General features: G+C 58.5%; 15 protein-coding genes. 6 read left to right on the top strand and 9 right to left on the bottom strand.

The window, feature by feature from the left end:
• Nucleotides 1-27: 27 nt before the first annotated feature.
• Genes ubiG through ACZRMS_RS03830 form a run of 3 tightly spaced genes read left to right on the top strand, consistent with a single transcriptional unit; the run spans nt 28 to nt 2,184 of the window.
• Complete coding sequence (gene ubiG, locus ACZRMS_RS03840) at nt 28-726, top strand: bifunctional 2-polyprenyl-6-hydroxyphenol methylase/3-demethylubiquinol 3-O-methyltransferase UbiG (RefSeq protein ID WP_463994198.1); 699 nt, start codon at nt 28-30, stop codon at nt 724-726.
• A 3-nt stretch (nt 727-729) separates the two neighbouring features.
• Entirely contained in the window at nt 730-1,401 is a 672-nt protein-coding gene (gene mupP, locus ACZRMS_RS03835) for an N-acetylmuramic acid 6-phosphate phosphatase MupP (RefSeq protein ID WP_463994197.1), read from the top strand.
• A 42-nt stretch (nt 1,402-1,443) separates the two neighbouring features.
• Nucleotides 1,444-2,184, top strand: a complete 741-nt coding sequence (locus ACZRMS_RS03830) for a YciK family oxidoreductase (RefSeq protein WP_463994196.1) — start codon at nt 1,444-1,446, stop codon at nt 2,182-2,184.
• Nucleotides 2,185-2,256: 72 nt separating this feature from the next.
• Here the strand turns inward: ACZRMS_RS03830 and ACZRMS_RS03825 are convergent, their stop codons facing one another.
• From ACZRMS_RS03825 to ACZRMS_RS03795, 7 genes are all read right to left on the bottom strand, one after another.
• Entirely contained in the window at nt 2,257-3,042 is a 786-nt protein-coding gene (locus tag ACZRMS_RS03825) for a TenA family transcriptional regulator (RefSeq protein WP_463994195.1), read from the bottom strand.
• Between the two features lie 45 nt (nt 3,043-3,087).
• Nucleotides 3,088-5,547 carry an EAL domain-containing protein gene (locus ACZRMS_RS03820; RefSeq protein ID WP_463994194.1) on the bottom strand — a complete coding sequence of 820 codons (2,460 nt, stop codon included), beginning with the start codon at nt 5,545-5,547 and terminating at the stop codon, nt 3,088-3,090.
• Between the two features lie 163 nt (nt 5,548-5,710).
• Nucleotides 5,711-7,528 (bottom strand): ABC transporter ATP-binding protein, encoded by a 1,818-nt coding sequence (locus ACZRMS_RS03815; protein ID WP_463994193.1) that lies wholly within the window; start codon nt 7,526-7,528, stop codon nt 5,711-5,713.
• On the bottom strand, nt 7,521-8,156 hold the full coding sequence (locus tag ACZRMS_RS03810; RefSeq protein ID WP_463994192.1) for a DsbA family protein: 636 nt from the start codon (nt 8,154-8,156) through the stop codon (nt 7,521-7,523). The genes ACZRMS_RS03815 and ACZRMS_RS03810 overlap by 8 nt, the downstream gene beginning before the upstream one ends.
• A 1-nt stretch (nt 8,157) precedes the next feature.
• Nucleotides 8,158-9,096 carry an oxygen-dependent tRNA uridine(34) hydroxylase TrhO gene (gene trhO / locus ACZRMS_RS03805; RefSeq protein ID WP_463994191.1) on the bottom strand — a complete coding sequence of 313 codons (939 nt, stop codon included), beginning with the start codon at nt 9,094-9,096 and terminating at the stop codon, nt 8,158-8,160.
• 112 nt (nt 9,097-9,208) lie between these two features.
• Nucleotides 9,209-9,505, bottom strand: a complete 297-nt coding sequence (locus tag ACZRMS_RS03800; protein WP_048358544.1) for a BolA family protein — start codon at nt 9,503-9,505, stop codon at nt 9,209-9,211.
• 11 nt (nt 9,506-9,516) lie between these two features.
• Nucleotides 9,517-10,032, bottom strand: coding sequence for a DUF2059 domain-containing protein (locus tag ACZRMS_RS03795; RefSeq protein ID WP_048358545.1), 516 nt, complete (start codon nt 10,030-10,032; stop codon nt 9,517-9,519).
• 190 nt (nt 10,033-10,222) lie between these two features.
• Here ACZRMS_RS03795 and ACZRMS_RS03790 point away from each other — a divergent pair, with 190 nt between their 5' ends.
• Nucleotides 10,223-11,614, top strand: a complete 1,392-nt coding sequence (locus ACZRMS_RS03790) for a class II fumarate hydratase (protein ID WP_463994190.1) — start codon at nt 10,223-10,225, stop codon at nt 11,612-11,614.
• Nucleotides 11,615-11,772: 158 nt separating this feature from the next.
• Here the strand turns inward: ACZRMS_RS03790 and pap are convergent, their stop codons facing one another.
• Nucleotides 11,773-13,278, bottom strand: coding sequence for a polyphosphate:AMP phosphotransferase (gene pap / locus ACZRMS_RS03785; protein ID WP_463994189.1), 1,506 nt, complete (start codon nt 13,276-13,278; stop codon nt 11,773-11,775).
• Nucleotides 13,279-13,417: 139 nt separating this feature from the next.
• Between pap and mnmC the strand changes: the two genes are divergently transcribed.
• On the top strand, nt 13,418-15,397 hold the full coding sequence (gene mnmC / locus ACZRMS_RS03780) for a bifunctional tRNA (5-methylaminomethyl-2-thiouridine)(34)-methyltransferase MnmC2/FAD-dependent 5-carboxymethylaminomethyl-2-thiouridine(34) oxidoreductase MnmC1 (protein ID WP_463994188.1): 1,980 nt from the start codon (nt 13,418-13,420) through the stop codon (nt 15,395-15,397).
• Here the strand turns inward: mnmC and ACZRMS_RS03775 are convergent.
• Nucleotides 15,384-20,198, bottom strand: a complete 4,815-nt coding sequence (locus ACZRMS_RS03775) for an NEL-type E3 ubiquitin ligase domain-containing protein (protein WP_463994187.1) — start codon at nt 20,196-20,198, stop codon at nt 15,384-15,386. The two genes, mnmC and ACZRMS_RS03775, sit on opposite strands and share 14 nt — an antisense overlap.
• Before the next feature lie 347 nt (nt 20,199-20,545).
• Here ACZRMS_RS03775 and ACZRMS_RS03770 point away from each other — a divergent pair, with 347 nt between their 5' ends.
• A complete protein-coding gene (locus ACZRMS_RS03770) occupies nt 20,546-22,318 on the top strand; it encodes an N-acetylglutaminylglutamine amidotransferase (protein WP_463994186.1) in 1,773 nt (590 codons plus the stop codon).

Raw genomic sequence — 22,318 nt, 5'->3', positions numbered from 1 at the left:
GATTTTTCAGCTTTAGAGGATTTACCCATGAGCAACGTTGACCACGCCGAGATCGCCAAATTCGAAGCGCTTGCCCATCGCTGGTGGGACCGTGAAAGCGAGTTCAAACCGCTGCACGATATCAACCCGCTGCGCGTCAACTGGATTGACGAGCGCGTGCAACTGGCCGGCAAAAAGGTCCTCGACGTCGGTTGCGGCGGCGGCATTCTCAGCGAGTCCATGGCTCAGCGCGGCGCAACCGTGATGGGCATCGACATGGGCGAAGCCCCGCTGGCCGTTGCGCAACTGCATCAGCTTGAGTCCGGCGTAAGTGTTGAATACCGCCAGATCACTGCCGAAGACCTGGCCACCGAAATGCCTGAGCAGTTCGATGTGGTCACCTGCCTTGAAATGCTGGAGCACGTACCTGATCCGGCCTCAGTGATCCGCGCCTGCTACCGCATGGTCAAGCCCGGCGGCCAGGTGTTCTTCTCGACCATCAACCGCAACCCGAAATCCTATCTGTTCGCGATCATCGGCGCTGAATACATCATGAAGCTGATCCCACGCGGGACCCATGACTTCAAGAAATTCATCCGCCCTTCGGAACTGGGCGCCTGGAGCCGTCAAGCCGGCCTGAGCGTCAAAGACATCATCGGCCTGACCTACAACCCGCTGACCAAGCATTACAAGCTGGCCGCCGATGTTGACGTCAACTACATGATCCAGACCCTTCGCGAGGAGTAACACATGCGTTTGAGAGCAGTTCTTTTTGACATGGACGGCACCCTGCTCGACACCGCGCCGGACTTTATCGCGATCTGTCAGGCCATGCGTGCCGAGCGCGGCCTGCCCGCGATTGCAGATAAATTGATCCGCGATGAAATTTCCGGCGGTGCACGCGCCATGGTGGCGGTGACCTTCAGCATGGACCCGGACTCACCTGGCTTCGAAGAACTGCGCCAGGAGTTTCTTGAGCGCTACCAGCGCGATTGCGCCGTACACACCAGGCTGTTCGATGGCATGGAAGAGCTGCTGGCCGATATCGAGAAAGCACACCTGGTGTGGGGCGTCGTCACCAACAAGCCCGTACGTTTTGCGCAACCGATCATGGAGCGCCTGGGCCTGGCCGAACGCTCGGCACTGCTGATCTGCCCGGACCACGTGACAAACAGCAAGCCCGACCCGGAACCCCTGATCCTGGCCTGCAAAATGCTGGACCTAGACCCGGCCAGTGTCCTGTTCGTAGGCGATGACCTGCGCGATATCGAATCCGGGCGAGACGCCGGGACCAAAACCGCAGCCGTGCGTTTTGGCTATATCCACCCTGACGACAACCCTGACCACTGGGGCGCCGATGTGGTAGTCGATCACCCGGGCGAGTTGCGCAAAGTGCTCGATAACGCGATGTGCAGCTGCTGACAAGCGCCAGCTAACGATCTTCGATTTTTGTTGAGGTTTTTTATGTTTGATTATTCCGCCCGTCCCGACCTGTTGCAGGGCCGGGTGATTCTGGTTACAGGTGCTGGCCGCGGCATTGGCGCCGCAGCCGCCAGGACCTACGCCGCACACGGTGCAACCGTGTTGCTGCTGGGCAAGACCGAGGCCAACCTGAGCCAGGTTTACGATGAAATCGAGGCCGCCGGCCACCCGCAGCCTGTCGTCATCCCGTTCAACCTCGAAACCGCCCAGCCCCATCAATACGATGAGCTGGCCGCCATGATCGAAACTGAATTCGGCCACCTTGACGGGGTGCTGCACAACGCCTCGATCATTGGCCCACGCACGCCTCTGGAGCAGCTGTCAGGCGAGAACTTCATGCGCGTGATGCACATCAACGTCAATGCCACGTTCATGCTCACCAGCACCTTGCTGCCCCTGCTCAAGCTGTCGCAGGACGCATCGGTGATCTTCACCTCCAGCAGTGTTGGGCGCAAAGGCCGCGCTTACTGGGGCGCCTATGGCGTATCGAAGTTCGCCACCGAAGGCCTGATGCAAACCCTGGCAGACGAAGTCGACAGCGTCGCCCCGGTACGCTCCAACAGCATCAACCCCGGCGCGACCCGCACCAGCATGCGCGCCCTGGCGTATCCAGGCGAAAACCCTGAGAACAATCCAGAGCCGCAGGCGATCATGCCGGTTTACCTGTACCTCATGGGCCCCGACAGCACCGGGATCAACGGCCAGGCTTTCGACGCGCAATAACAGGACGACAAATAAAAACCGCAACCTGCGCGAGAACGCAGGTTGCGGTTTTTTTATACCCTTGCCGGGCGATCAGCTCACAACCAGTTCCAGACGCTCATGCTCAACCGGTGCCTTGTCGAGTTGAAGGCAGCTTTGCAAAAACAGGTACATGTAATCGTAACTCTTGCAAATTGCCTTGCGCAGTTGCCCGATCAGCTCCTGACTCGGGTTCATCCCCGCCAGGGTACATACGATCTCCAGCGCTTCCCAAGGATGCTCATCATCATACTGGGCATGCATCTTCAGCCACTTCATCGCACGTTTGCGCCCCTCCGGCGGGAACGACTCTTCGTAGATATCCTTTGAACACACCGCCATCGCCCACTCACCCACTGCGCCTTCAATGGCGTAGTTAGTGGCAGCCATGGACACGGCCAGCGAGTCCGTGGCACAGGTGTGCCAGCACCAGTCATTCAGCGCCTGGAACTCTGCCGGGAGGTCTTGTGCGTTCAGCTCTTCAAGGCTCACACCATGGGCCCGAGCCCAGTTCACCCAGTAATCTGCATGGTTGAGCTCGACCCGGATATTGCGAATCAACCAGCGGCGCGCCATGTCCTCGCCCGGGTGATGCCCATAACGGGTTTTCCCCAGGTTACGTCCCATGTACAGCGAAAACTGCTCGACTACTGGCCAACCGCCGATCAGGTAAGTACGCATGGCTCTGGAACTCAGGGTGTTATCGCGCATGCGCTTGTAGATCTCGTGCCCGACAACCCGACGCTTGCTCTTGCTACAGTCCCGAATCAACTGTTGAGCCCACTGAGGGTAACTTTCCTCTTCCATCAGAGGCCCGGTTCGATCAAATGTGTCAATCACAATTCAATTCCTTTTTGAGAGGTGAATTAGAAAATGTACATCAGATCAACGCAAAGTGCCCGGCGACTTCAAAGCCAAAGGCCTCGAACGCTGGGGGCGTTGTAACAAACTGTCAAAAGTGAATAACTGCGGGCGTTGAATAATATATCCCTGCGCATAATCCACTCCGATTTCGATCAGTGCCTGTTCTATTTGTACACTTTCAACAAATTCCGCAATCGTGCGCTTGCCCATCACATGACCAATATGATTGATAACTTCAACCATGGCCCGGTTGATAGGGTCGTCCAGCATGTCTTTGACGAAGCTGCCGTCGATTTTTAAAAAGTCGACGGGAAGATGTTTCAAGTATGCAAACGACGACATCCCGGCGCAGAAGTCATCCAGTGAAAAGTGACAACCCAATGCCTTCAGATCATTGATAAAACGAATGGCACTGCCCAAATTGGCAATCGCGCTTGTTTCTGTAATTTCAAAGCAGATCAGCTTGGGTGAAACGTCAAAACACTCGAATTGCTCATGCAGGAACTCCAGGAAATCTTCATCGCCAATGGTAGAGCCCGACAAGTTGATGGCACACATGGCCATCGGCTGCTTCCCGGCCTGGGCCGTACATTCAGAAATAATCCTGAACACGTTTTCGACCACCCAGCGGTCTATAGAGCTCATCAGGCCATAACGTTCGGCCGCCGGAATAAAACTGTCAGGCATGACCATGCCCCCGGACTCATCGTGCAGCCGCAACAGGATCTCGATGTGCCCGCCGTTCTCCTGCACGTTCCCCAGCGGGGTAATTTCTTGCGAGTACAGGCAAAAGCGATTCTCTTCCAGTGCGACATGTAAACGCTGTACCCAGGCCATTTCACCGAAGCGCAATGACAATTCAGTGTCATCCACATGGTAGACCTGCACCCGATTGCGCCCCTTTTCCTTGGCCATGTAGCAGGCCATGTCCGCTGCGCGCATTAACGCTTCCAGAGTGACCGGGGCTTGATGGATATGCACAAGGCCAATACTGATGGTGCTCATGAACGGTCGCCCCTTCCAGGCGAAGTGCAGGCTTTGCACAGACTGGCGCAGGCCTCCCGCGATTTTCTCTGCCATATCGATCGGGCAGTTTTCCAGGAGGATGCCGAACTCGTCTCCCCCCAGACGAGCGAGCGTATCGCCTTCGCGCAACCCGGTTCGCAACAGCGCACAAATATGGCGCAGCAGTTCATCACCGGCCGCGTGGCCACACGTGTCATTAACCAGCTTGAACTGATCGAGATCGAGAAACATCAATGCATGACGGCCCTGCTGCCGATGCAGATTCTTCAGCACCAGCTCCAGGCGGTATTCAAATTCACGTCGATTGGTCAGCCCGGTGAGCGCATCGTGGGTCGCTTGCCATGACAGGTTGGCGATGTACTGGCGCTCCTGGGTCATGTCATGCAGCACCAGCACCGCCCCGCTCACCTCGCCCGCATGAATGATCGGCGCCCCGACCAGCGTTACCGCGACGGTGCTGCCATCCATGCGCTGAATCTGCCTTGAGTGCGCGTGACTGTTACCCAACTGGCCACTGAGAATATGGTCAATCAGTTTGAAACCGGCATCCTGGTCATTCTCGTCGAGCAACTTGAAGAGCACCTCAAGGCCAACACCTTGTGCCTGTTCGTACTTCCACTGGGTCAGTTGTTCGGCGGCGGGGTTCATGTAGGCAATCGCACCGCGGTCGTCGGTAGTGATTACCCCGTCACCAATGGATTCAAGCGTGATTTGCGCCCGTTCTTTTTCCAGCTGCAAGGCCTCGGCAAATGCACGACTCTGCGCCAGAACTTTATGCGTACGCTTGAGCACCAGAAGAATCAGCCCCAGCGCCGTGGTCAGGTTGATGACGACCAGCAACTGCCAGATAAAGCGCGAGCCCTCACCCAGGGCATCACTGAAGGCTTTGGCCGCCGGCGCAATGCCTTCATTGATGGCATAGATAGTGTCCTCCCAGCGCCTGGCGTCAGCAGCACTGCCTTGACCGGCAAGTACGGCCTTGTGCAACTCTTGCGCCAGAGCATCGAGTTGCACCAGGTAGGTATCACCGATCGACCACTTCTCAATGGCCGTGGCCATATAGCTGAAATGACTGAAGTAACGATAGAACCAAATGATGTTGGACACATCTTCCGGGCTGTTGCCGCCCTGGAGAATGCCTTCGCGAGCGGCTACCAGGTCTGGAGGGGACTGGTTCATCGCAAGCCGTAGCGTGTGACCGCCCTGGGGAACTCTGATGGCCTTCTGATACTTTTCGAAGAACACCGGATCATGGGTATCGGAATACAAGTAGAGGAAGTAGATGGCGTCTTTCTGACCTTTGGACCACAAACTTTCGCCCCCGACATAACTTCTCACCGCAGTGAGCATATAGAGGCTGACGCACCCTAATAACGCCTGGAGCAGGACGCCCGCAATAAAGGGCCAGACAATACCCAACAGGCGCGGTGTTCCAAGTAGGCGTTTATCTTTCATGAGGTCCCTTTGCTTCATGGCGCCATGATGAAAACCAGAGAGAAAATCTCACTACAGCTCAGCCTAGGCTAATTTTCAACAACTTGAGCAACCAGTAATACCCGGAACCATCAAAAGGCCAAACATCAACAACTTGCCCCCCCCCGGAAGGGAACTCCCGACATCAAGTTTGCTGTAGATGCCCGTAAAGTTTGGCGTACAGCCCGCCATCTGCGATCAACTGCTGGTGATCACCCTCTTCTGCAATACAACCGCCATCAAACACCAACACTCTGTCTGCCTGTTTTACCGCAGATAAACGGTGGGCAATGATTAAAGTGGTACGCCCGCTCAGGAATTTTCCCAAAGCGTGATGCAAGTTGTATTCGGTGGCGGCATCCAGGGCACTGGTGGCTTCGTCGAGAATCACCACTTTAGGGTCGGCCAGCACCATCCGGGCAATCGCCAGGCGCTGGCGCTGACCGCCGGACAAACGCACCCCTGAACGCCCGACAATACTGTCCAGCCCGTTGGGAAGCGCAAGAATAGTGCCGTCCAGCTGTGCGATTTCCAGTGCGCTCCAGCAGGCCTCGTCCGTCCGTTCACGGCCCATGGTCAAGTTTGCCCGTACGGTATCGTTGAACAACGCGGGATGTTGAAGCACCACCGCGACATGCTCGCGTATGGTTTGCAGGCCGATCTGCGGCTGGCTCGCATCGGCAAAGTAGATGCTTCCGGACTGCGGCGTATACAGCCCCAGCAGCAGTTGCACCAACGTGCTTTTGCCACCGCCACTGGTACCCACAATGGCGACCTTTTCGCCCGGGGCTATGGTCAGGTTCAGGTGATCCAGAACCTTTTCTTCCCCATAACTGAAGCTCAGGTCGCGCACTTCTATACCGACCGTCTGGCGACCCAGAAACGGATTAACACCGCCCTGGTATTGCGGCTCGTCGCTGCGGGCCAGCAACTGGTTGATCCGTGTAACAGCGCCATCCGCAGCATAGAAGGCATATTGCAGGTTCAGCAATTGCTCAACCGGGCCAATCATGAACCACAGGTAGCTGAACACCGCGAGCATCTGGCCAATCGACAGGTCCGAAAACAGCACCGTCAGCATCGCCGCCGCACGAAAAATATCGATCCCGAACTGGAACAACAAACCGCTGGCACGATTCGAGGCGTCGCTCTTCCATTGCGACGCCACGGCAAAGTCGCGAACTTCCCGGGCCCGCAGCCCCAAGCGGCCCAGGAAAAAGCCCTGCCGATTGCCGGCACGCACTTCCTGTATGGCGTCCAGGGTTTCCGTCAGGGCCTGGGTGAAACGCGCCGTGCTGTCGTTTTCGAGTTTCTTCAGGTGCTTGACCCGCTTGCCCAACTGCACCGTGGCGTAGATCACCAGCGGGTTGAACAGCAATATCAGCAGTGCCAGTTGCCAGTGCATCCACAGCAAGATGGCCGAAGTACCCACCAGCGTGAGTATCGCGACCAAAAACCGGCTCAGGGTCTCGCCGACAAACTTGTCGAGCGTGTCCAGATCGGTGACCAGGTGCGTAGTGACGGTACCGCTGCCCAGGCTTTCATACTCGGCCAGCGATATTCGCTTCAAGCGCTCAATCAGGCGCAGCCGGATGCGGAACACGATGTCCTTGGCCAGCCGCGAAAACAGTCGTGCCTGCAGGACGTTAAACAACAGCGCCCCACAACGCAGTACCAGAGTGATCACCAGCATCAGGCCGATGTAGCCCGTGGAACTTTGCCAGACCGCCGGCAACCAGTGATTCATCACCTTCAGCGCTGCATCACCGTTGCCCAGCAGCACCTCGTCCACCAGCAAGGGCAGCAGCAAGGGGATGGGGACACTGCATAGCGTGGCCAGCACCGCCACGCCATTGGCAATCCAGAGGGCTTTTTTATGACGTAAGGCCAGGCGGCGAATTTCGGCCCAGGTCAGACGATCGACCGTCTTGGGGCTGGACGGCTCTGCAGAAGGATCAAACACGCGTGGCGCGTTCAAGCCAGCGGGCGAGCAAGTCAGACAACGGCTCAAGCGGCTGATAACCGTTGGTCAGCAACGCCAGCTGGCCATCGCGCTCGGCGAGCAGGGTCGGGAAACCGGCAATCCCCAGGTCTTGTACCCAGGTAAAGTCAGCGGCAGTCGCCGCATGCTGCTCGGCCGTGTCAAAAATGGCAGAAAACTCGATACGCGGTACCCCGGCCGTTTCAGCCAGCTCAACCAGCACACTGGCCTGGGTGACATCGCGACCTTCTATATAAAAAGCCTGTTGAATCAGTTTCACCAGCTTCCAGGCGCAATCGGGCGCCAGGCTACGGGCCGCCACCAAGGCCCGACAAGCGGGCTCGGTGTCATACACAAAACCGTCAGGCAAGGCGCAATCGAATGAAAACGGCTGCCCGGTGGCCTCGGTGACCGCCCGCCAGTGTTCAAGGATGTAGCGTCGCGTCGCGGGCTCAAGCGCCGAGCCACTGCCAGTGCGCAAACCGCCCACCACCAGATGCAACTCAACACCTGCGGCCTGCGCCTGCTCAACCAATGCCTCGGCGATAGGCGAAAAACCCCAGCACCATGAGCACATCGGGTCCATCACATAGAGCAGGCGTGAACTCATTTCAGACCTCGGCAGGTTTACGGTAGTTGTGACCGATCGGGTGCGGCTGGTTGCGTTCCTTGGCCAGATCGATCTGCTTTTGGCGATCAATGGCGCTGCGACGGGTTTTTTCGCTCAAAGTGTTCCAGCAATGCGGGCAGCTGATACCGGGCTGATAGTGCTCCGACTCACGGTCCGCGATGCTGATCGGTGTGCGGCACGCGTGGCACTGGTCGTACTCGCCGGCGCTCAGGTCGTGGCGCACGGTGACACGGTTATCAAAAACGAAGCAGTCGCCCTGCCACTTGGTTTCTTCCTGCGGCACCTCTTCGAGGTACTTCAGGATCCCGCCCTTGAGGTGATACACCTCGTCAAACCCTTGGCTGAGCATGTAGCTCGAAGCCTTTTCACAACGAATGCCGCCGGTGCAGAACATCGCGACTTTCTTGTGCCTGGCCGGGTCGAAGTTGGCCTTGATGTAGTCAGGGAACTCGCGAAAGCTGGTGGTTTTCGGGTCAATAGCGCCTTCAAACGTACCGATCGATACTTCGTAGTCGTTACGGGTGTCGATCAGCAACACTTCTGGATCGCTGATCAGCGCATTCCAGTTCTCGGGGTCGACATAGGTTCCGACTTTCTTGTTCGGGTCTACGCCTTCTACGCCAAGGGTAACGATTTCTTTCTTCAGCTTGACCTTGGTCCGATAGAACGGCTGGTCATCGCAGTAGGATTCCTTGTGATCGATATCGACCATGCGTGGATCGATCTTGAGCCAGGCCATCAGCCCGTCAATCCCTTCACGAGTACCGGAAACCGTACCGTTGATGCCCTCTTCGGCAATCAGCAAGGTGCCCTTGATACCGTTGTCGACCATGGCCTTGAGCAGCGGCTCGCGCAGTTCGACGTAATCTTCAAGGGTGACAAATTTGTACAGTGCAGCGACAACAATTGGCGCGGTCATCGTGTTTCTCCAGGTGGCTACCCTCGTAAAGGGTGAACCGGATGCAAAAAAAAACGCGCTGACTGCTCAGCGCGTTGCGGATTCTAGCAAAAAGCCGGTGTATTACACCAACTCAGTGCCCACCGCCGGCACAGGTCGGCGAGGCCGGGGCTGTGCCGATTTTCGCCCATTCTTCAGGCGTATACGTGTGCAGAGCCAACGCATGAAACTCGCCCATCAAGTCACCCAGGGTGGCGTAGACCTTCTGGTGACGCTTGACGCTATTGAGCCCGGCGAACTGCTCGCTGACCACCACAGCCTTGAAGTGGGTCTGCAACCCGCGACTGTGCATGTGGCTTTCATCCAGCACGCTCAAGTGCTCGGGTTGCAATGCGCCAAGCGCTGATTCGATACGTTGTTGCATGCTCATTCAGGCTCCGCTTACTTCTTCTTGGCCGGGGCCGCTTTTGGCTCCAGCTCGGCAGTCATGTCTTCCAGCAGCTTGTTGACCACCGGTACCGCACTTTCCAGTTTGGCCTGGGTCATTTGTGCCGACTGTTGAGTCAACTGAGGCATTTTTTCCAGTACTTTTTTGCCCAGTGGCGACTGGTAGAACGCTACCAGATCCTTGAGTTCGGATTCGCTGAAGTTGGTGGTGTAGAGCTTGACCATGTCCGGCTTGAGCTTGTCCCAGCCAATGGCCTGGTCCAGAGCGGTGTTGGCTTTGGCCTGGTAGGTTTCCAGCAGGGCTTTCTTGGAGGCTGGCGCTTTGGTTTGCTCGAAACGCTGAGCGAACATTTGCTGCACTTGCATATACACCGGGGTACCCAGCTTATCGGCATGTGCCAGTTTCAGGAACGTTTCAGCACTGGCCGCGTGGCTAGCGGTATCGGCGAAAACCTGGCCGCTGGCGCAAACCAGAGCAACCGCTGTACAGATGGCGCGAAGACGGGTCATCGAGTTTCCTTTTCTAGCAAGCGAGGTTTAACCCCAAGGGCGGCCATTCTGCGCCTAATAAAGTCCGTCACTCAACCCCGAGTCTGATAGACGTTCTCATCGGCCGACCAAAAACCTTAAAAAGAACAGATTGAACCCCTTGCGCGAATCAGCGCCTAAGCTCTGATCAGACCTTAAGGAGAAAGAGCCGATGAGCCGTATTGAAACCGACAGCCTGGGTGAAGTCAGCGTGGCCGACGAAGCTTACTGGGGGGCCCAGACTCAACGATCCCTGATCAACTTCGCCATCGGCAAGGAGAAAATGCCGTTGGCCGTGCTGCATGCTCTGGTGCTGATCAAAAAAGCCGCTGCCCGGGTCAATAACCGCAACGGCGACCTGCCTGCCGACATCGCCCGCCTGATCGAACAGGCCGCCGATGAAGTGCTCGACGGCGAACACGACGACCAATTCCCGCTGGTGGTCTGGCAGACCGGTAGCGGCACGCAAAGCAATATGAACGCCAACGAAGTCATCGCCGGGCGCGCCAACGAACTGGCCGGCAAAGGCCGCGGCGGCAAATCCCCCGTGCACCCCAATGACCACGTCAATCGCTCACAAAGCTCCAATGACTGTTTCCCCACCGCCATGCATATTGCCGCCGCCAAAGCAGTCCACGGGCACTTGCTGCCGGCGATCAATGAGTTGTCCGGGGGGCTCGCCGAGTTGTCGGCGCAGCACATGAAACTGGTTAAAACCGGCCGCACCCACATGATGGACGCAACACCCATCACGTTCGGGCAGGAGCTTTCGGCCTATATCGCCCAACTGGACTACGCCGAGCAGGCGATACGCTCCGCCATCCCCGCCGTGTGCGAGCTGGCCCAGGGCGGCACCGCCGTAGGTACCGGGCTCAACGCCCCCCATGGCTTTGCCGAAGCGATTGCCGCTGAAATTGCAGCGTTGTCGGGCCTGCCATTTGTCACCGCGCCGAACAAGTTTGCCGCGCTGGCCGGTCACGAGCCGCTGACCACCCTCTCGGGCGCGCTCAAAACCCTGGCCGTGACCTTGATGAAACTGGCCAACGACTTCCGCTTGCTGGGCTCAGGCCCGCGGGCCGGGCTGGCCGAGATCAAACTGCCAGCCAATGAACCGGGCAGCTCGATCATGCCGGGCAAGGTCAACCCGACCCAGTGCGAAGCCCTGTCGATGCTGGCCTGCCAGGTCATGGGCAATGACGTGGCGATCGGCTTTGCCGCCAGCCAGGGTCATTTGCAGCTCAACGTGTACAAACCGGTGATCATTCACAACCTGCTGCAATCCATCCAGTTACTGGGCGACGGTTGCAGCAACTTCCAGAAGCATTGCGTAACCGGTCTTGAAGTCGACGCCGAAAAGATGGCCGAACACCTGGAGCGCGGCCTGATGCTGGTGACGGCGCTCAACCCGCATATCGGTTATGACAAGTCTGCCGAAATCGCAAAAAAAGCCTATGCCGAAGGTTTGACCTTGCGCGAGGCCGCATTGGCGCTGGGCTATGTCACGGACGCTGAATTCGATCAGTGGGTGCGCCCGGAAAACATGCTGGGCCCTGGAAAGCACTGAGCCCTCGCGCTGTAGATATTCTGTAGCCGGTCAAGGTATCCCCGGTGGGAACGAGCCTGCTCGCGAACGCCCTTCACGAGCAGGCTCGCCCCCGCAGTTGAAGTTTTTCTGCAGCCGCAGCCTCGCACCCCGGCAGCGGCTGCAGGTTCAAGGATGGCTCACTTTTTGCGCTTCTTGTCGCTCTTCTCGAAAGCCGCTTCCAGGGCCTGGTTGATAGTGCGCAGCACCTTGACCCGTGCCCAGCGCTTGTCGTTGGCTTCAACCAGTGTCCAAGGTGAAATCTCGGTACTGGTACGGTCGACCATGTCACAAACCGCACTGCGATACAGGTCCCACTTTTCGCGATTGCGCCAATCTTCCTCGGTAATTTTGAAGCGTTTGAACGGGATCTCTTCACGTGACTGGAAACGCTCGAGCTGGGTGTCCTTGTCAATTGCCAGCCAGAACTTGACCACAATCGCCCCCGCCGCCGTGAGCTGCTCTTCGAAGTCATTGATCTCGCCGTAGGCGCGCATCCAGTCCGCCTGGGTGCAAAACCCCTCGATCCGCTCCACCATCACCCGGCCATACCAGGAACGGTCAAAAATGGTGAACTTGCCCCGCGCCGGCACTTGCCGCCAGAAACGCCAAAGATAAGGCTGGGCACGCTCGTCTTCGGAAGGCGCGGCAATCGGCACGATGCTGTACTGACGCGGGTCGAGGGCGGCCGCCACGCGACGGATCGCACCGCCCTTGCCGGCCGCATCGTTGCCTTCGAACACCGCGATCAGCGAGTGGCGGCGCATACGCTTGTCGCGCATCAAGCCCGACAAGCGTGCCTGTTCAGTAATCAACTGCTCCTCGTAGTCGTCTTTATCCAGATGCAGGGTCATGTCCAGGCAATCGAGCAGACTCAATTCGCCCTGCTTGTCCGGCAGAGGTGGAACCCCGGCAGGACGGGCTGCGACCTTTGGGGTCTGCAACGCCGCCTGCAGTCCTTCCAGCAGGATTTTGCCGACGGTCAGGCTGCGGTAATAGGGGTCAACCCCCTCCACGATATTCCACGGCGCGTAGTCACGACTGGTGCGGCGGATGGCCCGCTCCCCGTAACGCACAAACTTGTCGTAGGTTTTTGACTGCTGCCAGTCCAGCGGGCTGATGCGCCAGCTGTGGAGCGGGTCGTCCTTGAGGGTGTTGAGCCGATTCTTCATTTGTTTTTTGGACAAGTGAAACCAGAACTTGAAAATCACTGCGCCTTCATTGCAGAGCATTTTTTCCAGCCGCTCGGCGCCGCTGATGGCCTGATCGAGCACGGCGTTCTTGAACAGCCCGTGTACACGGCCCTGAAGCATCTGGCTGTACCAGTTGCCGAAAAACACACCCATGCGGCCCTTGGCCGGCAATTGGCGCCAGTAACGCCAGGCAGGCGGATGCGCCAGCTCCTCATCGGTCTGACGGTCAAAGGTGCGCACTTCGATCAGTCGCGGGTCCATCCACTCGTTAAGCAGCTTGACCGTCTCGCCCTTGCCGGCGCCTTCAATGCCATTGATCAACACGATGACAGCAGAACGCTTCTGCTGTTGGAGGTCGTATTGCGCTTCAAGCAAAGCTTCGCGTAAGGCGGGAACTTCCCTGTCGTAGGTTTCTTTATCTATGGCATGACCGATTTCAGCGGATTCGAACATGGAAAGCTCCCTGGCAAGATTTCACAAGCCTAGCGGATTGCGTCTAAACGTGTAGGGACAACACTCACAAAACTGTCATGGATCAATCTGGCCGCTACTGATCAGCTAGAATGGCCGCCTTGCCGTTGCCGAGCCGCACATGACTACTGAAATGCCCAATGCCCAGATTGACTGGGATGACCAAGGTCGCCCCCATTCGCGGGTGTTTGATGACGTGTACTTTTCGGACAAATCCGGTCTTGAAGAGACGCGCTATGTCTTTATCGAACAGAACGCACTCAAGGAGCGCTTTGCCGCCCTGCCCGCCAATGGCCAACTGGTGATTGGCGAAACCGGTTTCGGCACCGGGCTGAATTTTTTGTGCGCCTGGCAGTTGTTTGAACAGACCGCGCGCCCCGACGCCCGCCTGCACTTCATCAGCGCAGAAAAGTACCCGCTGACCCGCGAAGACCTCCTGCGCGCCCTCACCTTGTGGCCCGAACTGGCTACTTTCAGCGAACAGCTGCTGGCGGCCTGGTTTGCGATTCACCCGGGGTTTCAGACCTTGAGCCTGGCCAATGGCCGGGTAACCCTCACTTTATTGATCGGTGACGCGCTGGAGCAACTGCCACAACTGGACGCGCAAATCGACGCCTGGTTTCTCGACGGTTTTGCTCCCGCAAAAAACCCCGACATGTGGACCCCGCAACTGTTTGCACAACTGGCCCGCCTGGCGGCACCCGGTTCCACCATCAGCACCTTCACCAGTACCGGCTGGGTGCGCCGGTCACTGAATGAAGCCGGTTTCAAGATGAAACGTACGCCGGGCATCGGCCATAAATGGGAGATTCTGCGCGGCAGCTTTTTGGGCCTGCCGGAACAGGCCCCGGGCACCGCGCCAGACAAACCCTGGTATGCCCGCCCGCCTCAGCCCCCCGGTGAACGCAAGGCCCTGGTGATCGGCGGCGGCCTGGCGGGCTGCGCCAGCGCCAACAGCCTGGCCAGACGGGGCTGGCAGGTTGTGTTGCTGGAGCGCCATGAAAAACTGGCCAAGGAAGCGTCGGGCAACCCCCAGGGCGTGCTGTATTTGAAGCTGTCCGCCCACGGCACAACCCTGTCGCAGATGATCGTCAGCGGTTTCGGTTACACCCGTCGCCTGCTTGAACAGTTGCAGCGGGGGCGCGACTGGGATGATTGCGGCGTCTTGCAGTTGGGTTTCAACGCCAAGGAAGCCGGGCGCCAGGCCCAATTGGCCGCGGCGTTCCCGCCCGCGCTGGTGCATCTGCTCGACCAGCCCCGGGCACAGGCGCTGGCCGGCATCGAACTGGCCCACGGCGGCCTGTTCTACCCCGAAGGCGGCTGGGTTCATCCCCCTGCGTTATGCCGCTACCAGGCCTTGCACCCGAACGTGCAGGTATTGACTCACCATGATGTGTTGCAACTGCACAATGTCGATGACCAATGGCAGGCCTGTCAGGGTGAGCAGGTGCTGGCCAGCGCCCCGGTGGTGATTCTTGCGGGTGCCGCCGAGGTCAAGCGCTTCCCGGCCAGCAGCGGCTTGCCGCTCAAACGTATTCGCGGGCAAATCACCCAGCTGGTTGAAACGCCAGCCAGCGCCGTGCTGAAGACCGTGGTCTGTGCCGAGGGCTACGTCGCTCCCGGCCGTCTGGGCGAACATACGCTGGGAGCCAGCTTCGATTTCCATAACGAAGACCTGAGCACCACCCCCGAGGGGCATCAAGGCAACCTGGACTTGCTGCAGGAAATATCCCCGGACCTGGCCCAGCGCCTGGGTGACAAGCAGCTCGACCCGCATACCCTCAAGGGCTGGGCCGCGTTCCGTTGCACCAGCCCGGACTACCTGCCGATTGTCGGGCCGCTGTCCGACCCCGGGCAGTTCGCCAGTGCCTACGCCGTCTTGCGCAAGGATGCCCGCCAGGTACCTGACACACCCTGCCCGTGGCTGGGCGGTTTGTACGTCAACAGTGGTCACGGTTCACGCGGGCTGATCACGGCACCGCTGTCCGGCGAGTTGCTGGCGGCCTGGATCAACGATGAACCCCTGCCGCTTCCCAGAGTTGTCGCCGAAGCCTGCCACCCCAATCGCTTCGCCCTGAGAACGCTTGTCAAAGGGCTGTGATCCATACCACGCCAGACGCCTGCGCAGCCATCAGGGCATTGATCTTGTCCAGACACCAGGCATCGACAACCGCTTCCATTTGCAGGCGAACGCTACTGACTTCACGCAAGTACCGTTCGCTGCTCATGTCTGGAGAACGCCTTAACAACTGATTCAAATTCTCGAAATAGGGCGCGACCAAGGCGTTGTAGTCCGTCTGATTGTGTGTGATCAGGTAGTTCTTCCAATACTGCTGGGTGCTGATAAACCTGCGCAATTCAATGGTATTTTCAGCCTGCTCGACCTCGGCCCTGGCCAGTTCCAGATCTTGCTCTGTGACCCCGGCCAGCACTCTGAAGGTCATGCTCCTGGGCTGCCCCGGCAAGTCAAGGGATTGGGCCAGACCTATGCGATAGGCCAGGTGTATCTCGAGTTCATCGGCATTCATTTCTCCCGCCTGCAGGCGCTGCAGATAACGCTCATTGGCAATCCTGGAGAGTTTATCGAGCCTGAACAGCCCCCTGGACAGGCTCAATAACTCTGCTTGTTCAGGCGAGGTCTTATATGAAATTCGCGCCAACTCCACTTGCACTTCCATATCACTGAAGGTGAGGGCCACGCTGTCCGTACAACTGCGCGGCGATGCCGCGATATCCAGCACGGCACTGCGTACAACACCATCGTCATGGGCCGCTTCGATCATTTCCCATACCCGCCGGCTTAAATCCTGACGCACACTCGTGGCGTCCGCCGTTGCAGTCAAACGGCTGATCACGACAAAAAAATCATCGGAGGCAGGGTCCGCTCGCAGGGTGTTCCAGAGGAATTCCCTGAGCTGGAGTTCATGGGTAGTAATACCTGCCGTCCAAAAATCGAAAGCCGCCGCTTCAGTCATCAACTCTTCGCTGTTGATCCCCATGCTGCTGCCACCTTGCATTGCATAGCGAGCCAAACGCAGGCGGCTGCCGGCCGACAAGGGGTTGCCGGTCAGCGACAGGTTTCGGGCCACGCTCGGGGTGGCCAGATACACATGCTCGGGGATTTCCGTAAGGCGGTTTTCCCGCAGATCGGCAGTTTCCAGCAACGGCCTTGATATCAACCCTTGAGGCCACTCGGTAATCCAGGTTCGACGCACATAAATCCGGCGCAAAAATGCCAGGCCACGCAGATCCAGTTGCGGCCCTAACAGGTTGTCATTGAGATTAAGCACCTCAAGCTTGCTCAAGGAGTTCAAGATCGCTTGATTACCCGGGTTCAAAAACAACAAATTGTGCGCCACCGACAATCGCTTCAGGTTCGGCATGCGCTCCAGTTGAGAGGGCAAATGGACCATGCGGTTATTGTCCATTTCCAGTGAAACCAGCCCGGGGAAATGCTCGAGAAAAGCATTGGCTGAATCCCGGCAGCTCATATTGCTTAACTTCAGCTCCCTGATATGGCTGAAATCCGCCACTGCCGGCAGCGCAGGAAAACTTTCGATCCTGAAACCGTCCAGATTGAGCGAGTAGGTCTCATCCGGGCTGCCCCAGGGAATATGCTGCGGGTTCTTGCGCCAGCTGCGCTCGATCAAACCCGCAACCCAGAACCTGTTTTCCGGGTAGTCGTACATTGCATCGGTCAGGCCCGGCCCGGTCGGCGAGGTATTGATCCAGTCTTGCAGACTGTTCAATAGAGCCTTTCGCTGGCGTTTGCTCTCGCGCAATATGCTCAACGGTTCGGCACCCTGCGCGATCAGCCCGTCGAGGTACTCCAACACCTGCTCATCGTCAAAGTCGGGGTAGATCCGGCGCACCCGGCGCTGTAAAGCCCAGGAGTGCTCACCGGCTCCCAGCCCGCACAAGGGGTAACCCGTTCGCCCGTCGGCCAATACAACCGGCGCTTTGAAGGTTGGCTTGATCGGTTGCATACCCAGTACGCGCGCAGACTCCTTGCGCCCGGTTGCGGCCAGCTGCGCCAGTGCCGCATTGAACAGTGGTGCATCGGCCTGCGCGGTCAAACCCGTTGTCTGTCGCTCAAATGGGGTCAAGGATTGAAACAGGGCCGTCAACAAAGGTAACGGCCCGCCCGGTTCCAGCACATAAATCGAACCACGGGGCCGGTATCGCTGATAGCCCAGGGCAGTCCTGACCAGAACCCGTTTCCCGAAGGCCTCCTCGTTGCCCCATTTATGGATGACCGCGCCCAGCAACGAGTCTTCGCGAATCTCCAGGGCCGCCTGTGCAGACATACCGGCTAATCGCTCGAAATAATGCAACGCCAGCTTTTCGGTGTCCTGATTGGCCTGAGCGCTCAGGTAAAAGCCTTCGAGGGCACGATTGAGCCGCGCTTCTCGAACATACACCCGCGCCATCTCGGCCAATGCCATGGGCACCTTTGCCGTGCGCAGCAGATCGCGCTGGTTATGGGTTGCCGACTCGGCCATGGTTTGCGCCACAGAGCGCGGCAAGCCCGGGAAAGCCCGTTCAATGGGGATGGCCTGCGGCGAAGTGGAGATATCGAAATGACCGCAAAGGCCATCGAAGACCGAGGTTCTGTGATCGCGGGCATAGATACCCAGTATCTGCGCCAACCGCTGCGCCGGCTCCCCCGAAGGGTTCATCCTGTTACCCAATAACGCTCTGATCTCGCTCTGCGATAACGCCTCCAGCACCGCCTCCAGCAACTTGCCTTGCTCAAGGATCGCAGGCGTCAGGTTGATGCGGGTAAAGGTGCTGCCATAGTGCGCCAGGCTATGCCCCGTAGCGTCGACGATGGCCAGCCCTTTGCCCGCAGGCCAGTGCGCCAATGAGGGCAACAATTGCAATTGCAATTGGGCCCAGCGCTGAGCGCCGTAGTGCTGGCCATTCATTTGCTCGATAAACGCCGTCAATTGCCTGTCGATCTCAAAGCGCTTGAGGCTGAGCCTCAGCAACGGCGGCGTCGGCAGGTTTTCGAGGTGAACCCGCCGCATCAACCCTGGCGCGGTATCGGTCAATGCGCTGACATGCTCCAGCGTTTGCTCGTCGAGGGTCGCTGCCGGCCCGCCCAGGCGCCCCAGCAATGTCGCGCTGCCCTCCCATTCCAGCGGCAGCTCATGGGCATGCTGCCAGGCCCCTTGGCGGTTATGCAGCAGTGCCGGCCTGAAGGCTGTTGCCCGCGCGGGGTGGGCAATACGCCATTGGTTGAGGCGGTGATCGAATTCAACCCGATAGTGTTTGCCATCCACTTCGACGTAGTCGGCGCCGTGGTAGCGGAACACACCCTGGGCATCTGCTGTGTGGCGCATCTGGCCAGCGGTTTTATGCTCGTAGTGTTCCAGCTGTTTGTTCCACAGCCTTGCAGAGCCGTCATCGCGAGTGATGGGGACAAACGCTTCAAAATGGTTTCGGGTGGTTTGACTGAGACGCCTGGCTGCCGAGCTCACGGCGACACTTCCCACGACAAAAGCTGCGTTGACCGCAATATCCCTGGCGACATTCAACAGATGCTCACGGGCGTGATCGACATCGCCTTGCGCCCAATCCTCCACCCCCTCATACACTTCCTTCAACATTTCACCGATGGCCACCGCCAGCATCAGGTCACCCAGCACCGGTACAAACAACGCGGCCACATTGATCAATAACAACCCGGCATTTTTGTAGGTTTGCCAGCGTGCTTCACGTTCTTGCTCGTCCAGCACGCTCGTTGGTACCGCCAGCACTTGCGCATCGGCAAACATGTTCTTGAGTTGAACGGTGGTCAAGTACTGCGCAGCACTCATCCCCAGTGGCGCCGCCGTCAGGAACAGCGTTTCGGGATGGGCATCGAGTTTTTGCGTAAAGCCGGATCGGGCCTTCAAGGCGACAAAACGTGAAAAAAACCTGACATAGGCCGGGTCACGCAGGCGATGTTTCAACTCATCGGTAAACACCTGCAACGAACTGAACTCGAAAAAAGGCGCGCCAGGGTCATTGGGGATATACGCAATAAGCCGCTGGGCGGGATGCAGTAACAGCGAGTCCGCAGAAAAAACCACCACCCCGTCGATCACGGTGTCGAGAATCGACAATGAGCTGTGATAAATCGGCTTGCCGTCCAGCTTCACCGACGCAGAAGAGGTGGCGTCAGCGGGCAATGCCAACACCGCCAGCAATGCCCGGTAGGCTGTCTCGTCGATTTTCTTTTTGAGAAAGGCGATATGGGCATCCACTTCCATATCGAAGGTTTTCAGCTGCCGTAGATTCGCTTGCGTGGCCAGGTGTGTAGCGCTGGGGCTCGCCGTACCGGGCGCCGCTACCCCGAGAAAATGCTGCAAGTACGCTTGATATTTGCGCCCCAGGTCCAGCCTGCGGCATAACGCGGCGAACGCATGGGGCAAGACGGAGCTGGGGCGCGAAGCTTGCCCGCCATGGAGAATCCTGCTTTGCGGGTGAAATCCGTCAGGCAGCGCTTCAGCTTCCGAAAAATTCTGCAAGGCGGCCCATAACAGGGTTTTTGGCTCGTCGTGTACAGCATTGCGACGCACCGTCATTAGCAACGGGTTGTCGGTAATCACTTGTGTATGCACGGCGGCTAGAAAGTCGCGGTGAATATCCAGCGACGGTCCGAGTTCGTACAGGACTTCGGCTGCCAGCAACGTCCCGCAATACGCCTCGACGCTTTGCAATTCACCAAACTTCTTGCCGACCCGGCCATGCCATCCACGGCTTTGGGCCATGGCCGCATTCAACGCATCGATGATGCCGGGCGGTGCGTCCAGCAGCCATCTGGGCATGTGGCCATGTACCAGTTCGAGCGGTTCCAGATCGCTGAACGTGCTCTGACGGGCATCCAGCGCGGGGTAAAGGTGGGGGCGTGTCATATTCGGGCTTCCAGGTAAGTGACCAAAACAGGTGCACCAACCTAGCGCCGCGCAAACGTGCAAAACCCATACATAACTACCTGAAGCCAAAAACTGCGCGCCCGTTGCACGGGCTCGGCTAACAGACCTCTTGTAAGTTTTATTGAACGATCCGGGCCTGTGCCACTCGATAAAACACGGTCATTTATCGCGCCGCGGGTGTCATTAGCTCCGCGTCGCACGGGCTGGCGATGCCGCCAGGCGCTGCATCGCCCTTTAAAACCGGGCCCAAGCGCTACCGGGCGCCCCGCAAAGGCGCCGCATCAACCTGTAGCACCACATGCCGAAATACCAAGGATTTACACACCATGTGCGGATTAGCTGGCGAGTTACGTTTTGATCAACAACCTGCCGACCTGGCAGCCATCGAACGCATCACCCACCACCTCGCTCCACGTGGCCCCGATGCCTGGGGTTTCCACAGTCAGGGGCCGATAGCCCTGGGCCATCGCCGACTGAAAATCATGGATCTGTCAGACGGCTCGGCCCAGCCGATGATCGACAATCAGCTTGGCCTGTCGCTGGCATTCAATGGCGCGATCTATAACTTCCCCGAACTCAGGGCCGAACTTGAAAACCTCGGTTACGCCTTCTACTCGGACGGCGACACTGAAGTGCTACTAAAGGGCTTTCATGCCTGGGGCGAGGCGCTGCTGCCCAAGCTCAATGGCATGTTCGCCTTTGCCATCTGGGAGCGTGATGCCCAACGCCTGTTTATCGCCCGCGACCGTCTGGGGGTGAAACCGCTGTACCTGTCGCGTACCGGCGAACGCTTGCGCTTTGCCTCGACACTGCCGGCGTTGCTCAAGGGCGGCGATATCAACCCGATGCTCGACCCGGTCGCGCTCAACCACTACCTGAACTTCCACGCCGTAGTGCCCGCACCGCGCACCCTGATTGCCGGGATTGAAAAACTGCCGCCGGCCACCTGGTTGCGCATTGATGCCAGCGGCCGGACCGAACAGAAAACCTGGTGGACTTTGCCCTACGGCCCCCATGCCGACGAGGTCAACCTGACCCTGGAAGACTGGCGCGACCGCGTACTCGACAGCACCCGCCAAGCCGTGGCCATTCGCCAACGTGCGGCGGTGGATGTCGGCGTGCTGCTCTCGGGCGGCGTCGATTCCAGCTTGCTGGTGGGTTTGCTGCGGGATGTTGGCGTACAGGATCTGTCGACATTCTCCATCGGCTTTGAGGACGCGGGCGGCGAACGCGGTAACGAATTCGAGTATTCGGACCTGATCGCCAAACATTACGGCACCCGCCACCACCAACTGCGCATTGGCGAACACGAGATCATCGAGCAATTGCCCGCGGCCTTCCGCGCCATGAGCGAGCCGATGGTCAGCCATGACTGCATCGCGTTTTACCTGCTGTCACGGGAAGTGGCCAAGCATTGCAAGGTGGTGCAAAGCGGCCAGGGCGCCGACGAACTGTTTGCCGGCTATCACTGGTATCCACCCGTCGACGCCGCCAGCGATCCGTATGCCGCGTACCGCGAAGCGTTTTTCGATCGCAGCTATGACGAATACAAGGCCACGGTGCAGCCGCAGTGGCTGACGGCCAATGACGCGGCCGGGGACTTTGTACGCGAGCATTTCGCCCAACCGGGGGCTGACGCCGGGGTCGACAAAGCCTTGCGTCTGGACAGCACCGTGATGCTGGTGGACGACCCGGTCAAACGGGTCGACAACATGACCATGGCCTGGGGCCTTGAGGCCCGCACACCGTTTCTTGATTACCGCCTCGCCGAGCTGTCAGCGCGGATTCCTGCGCGCTTCAAGTTGCCGGACGGCGGCAAGCAAGTGCTCAAGGAAGCGGCACGCCTGGTGATCCCAAGCGAAGTGATCGACCGTAAAAAAGGCTACTTCCCGGTACCCGGGCTCAAGCACCTGGAAGGCAACACCCTCAACTGGGTGCGCGATTTGCTGCTGGACCCGAGCCAGGATCGCGGTCTGTTCCAGCCCGCGATGCTCGATCAGCTGCTGACCAACCCGCAAAGCCAGCTGACACCTTTGAATGGTTCGAAGCTGTGGCAACTGGCAGCACTGAATTTGTGGCTGAGCGAACAAGGAATCTAA

The organism is Pseudomonas sp. B424, assembly GCF_055408345.1.
The sequence above is the reverse complement of the archived record's forward strand: the minus strand, read 5'-3'. Positions and strand labels throughout refer to the sequence as shown.

Bases quoted from the DNA above. Each gene is read 5' to 3' on its own strand.
- trhO (WP_463994191.1), bottom strand. From the start codon at position 9,096: ATGACCGCGCCAATTGTTGTCGCTGCACTGTACAAATTTGTCACCCTT.
- pap (WP_463994189.1), bottom strand. From the start codon at position 13,278: ATGTTCGAATCCGCTGAAATCGGTCATGCCATAGATAAAGAAACCTAC.
- mnmC (WP_463994188.1), top strand. From the start codon at position 13,418: ATGACTACTGAAATGCCCAATGCCCAGATTGACTGGGATGACCAAGGT.
- ACZRMS_RS03770 (WP_463994186.1), top strand. From the start codon at position 20,546: ATGTGCGGATTAGCTGGCGAGTTACGTTTTGATCAACAACCTGCCGAC.
- ACZRMS_RS03775 (WP_463994187.1), bottom strand. From the start codon at position 20,198: ATGACACGCCCCCACCTTTACCCCGCGCTGGATGCCCGTCAGAGCACG.
- ACZRMS_RS03830 (WP_463994196.1), top strand. From the start codon at position 1,444: ATGTTTGATTATTCCGCCCGTCCCGACCTGTTGCAGGGCCGGGTGATT.
- ubiG (WP_463994198.1), top strand. From the start codon at position 28: ATGAGCAACGTTGACCACGCCGAGATCGCCAAATTCGAAGCGCTTGCC.
- ACZRMS_RS03795 (WP_048358545.1), bottom strand. From the start codon at position 10,032: ATGACCCGTCTTCGCGCCATCTGTACAGCGGTTGCTCTGGTTTGCGCC.
- ACZRMS_RS03810 (WP_463994192.1), bottom strand. From the start codon at position 8,156: ATGAGTTCACGCCTGCTCTATGTGATGGACCCGATGTGCTCATGGTGC.
- mupP (WP_463994197.1), top strand. From the start codon at position 730: ATGCGTTTGAGAGCAGTTCTTTTTGACATGGACGGCACCCTGCTCGAC.
- ACZRMS_RS03820 (WP_463994194.1), bottom strand. From the start codon at position 5,547: ATGAAAGATAAACGCCTACTTGGAACACCGCGCCTGTTGGGTATTGTC.
- ACZRMS_RS03790 (WP_463994190.1), top strand. From the start codon at position 10,223: ATGAGCCGTATTGAAACCGACAGCCTGGGTGAAGTCAGCGTGGCCGAC.
- ACZRMS_RS03800 (WP_048358544.1), bottom strand. From the start codon at position 9,505: ATGAGCATGCAACAACGTATCGAATCAGCGCTTGGCGCATTGCAACCC.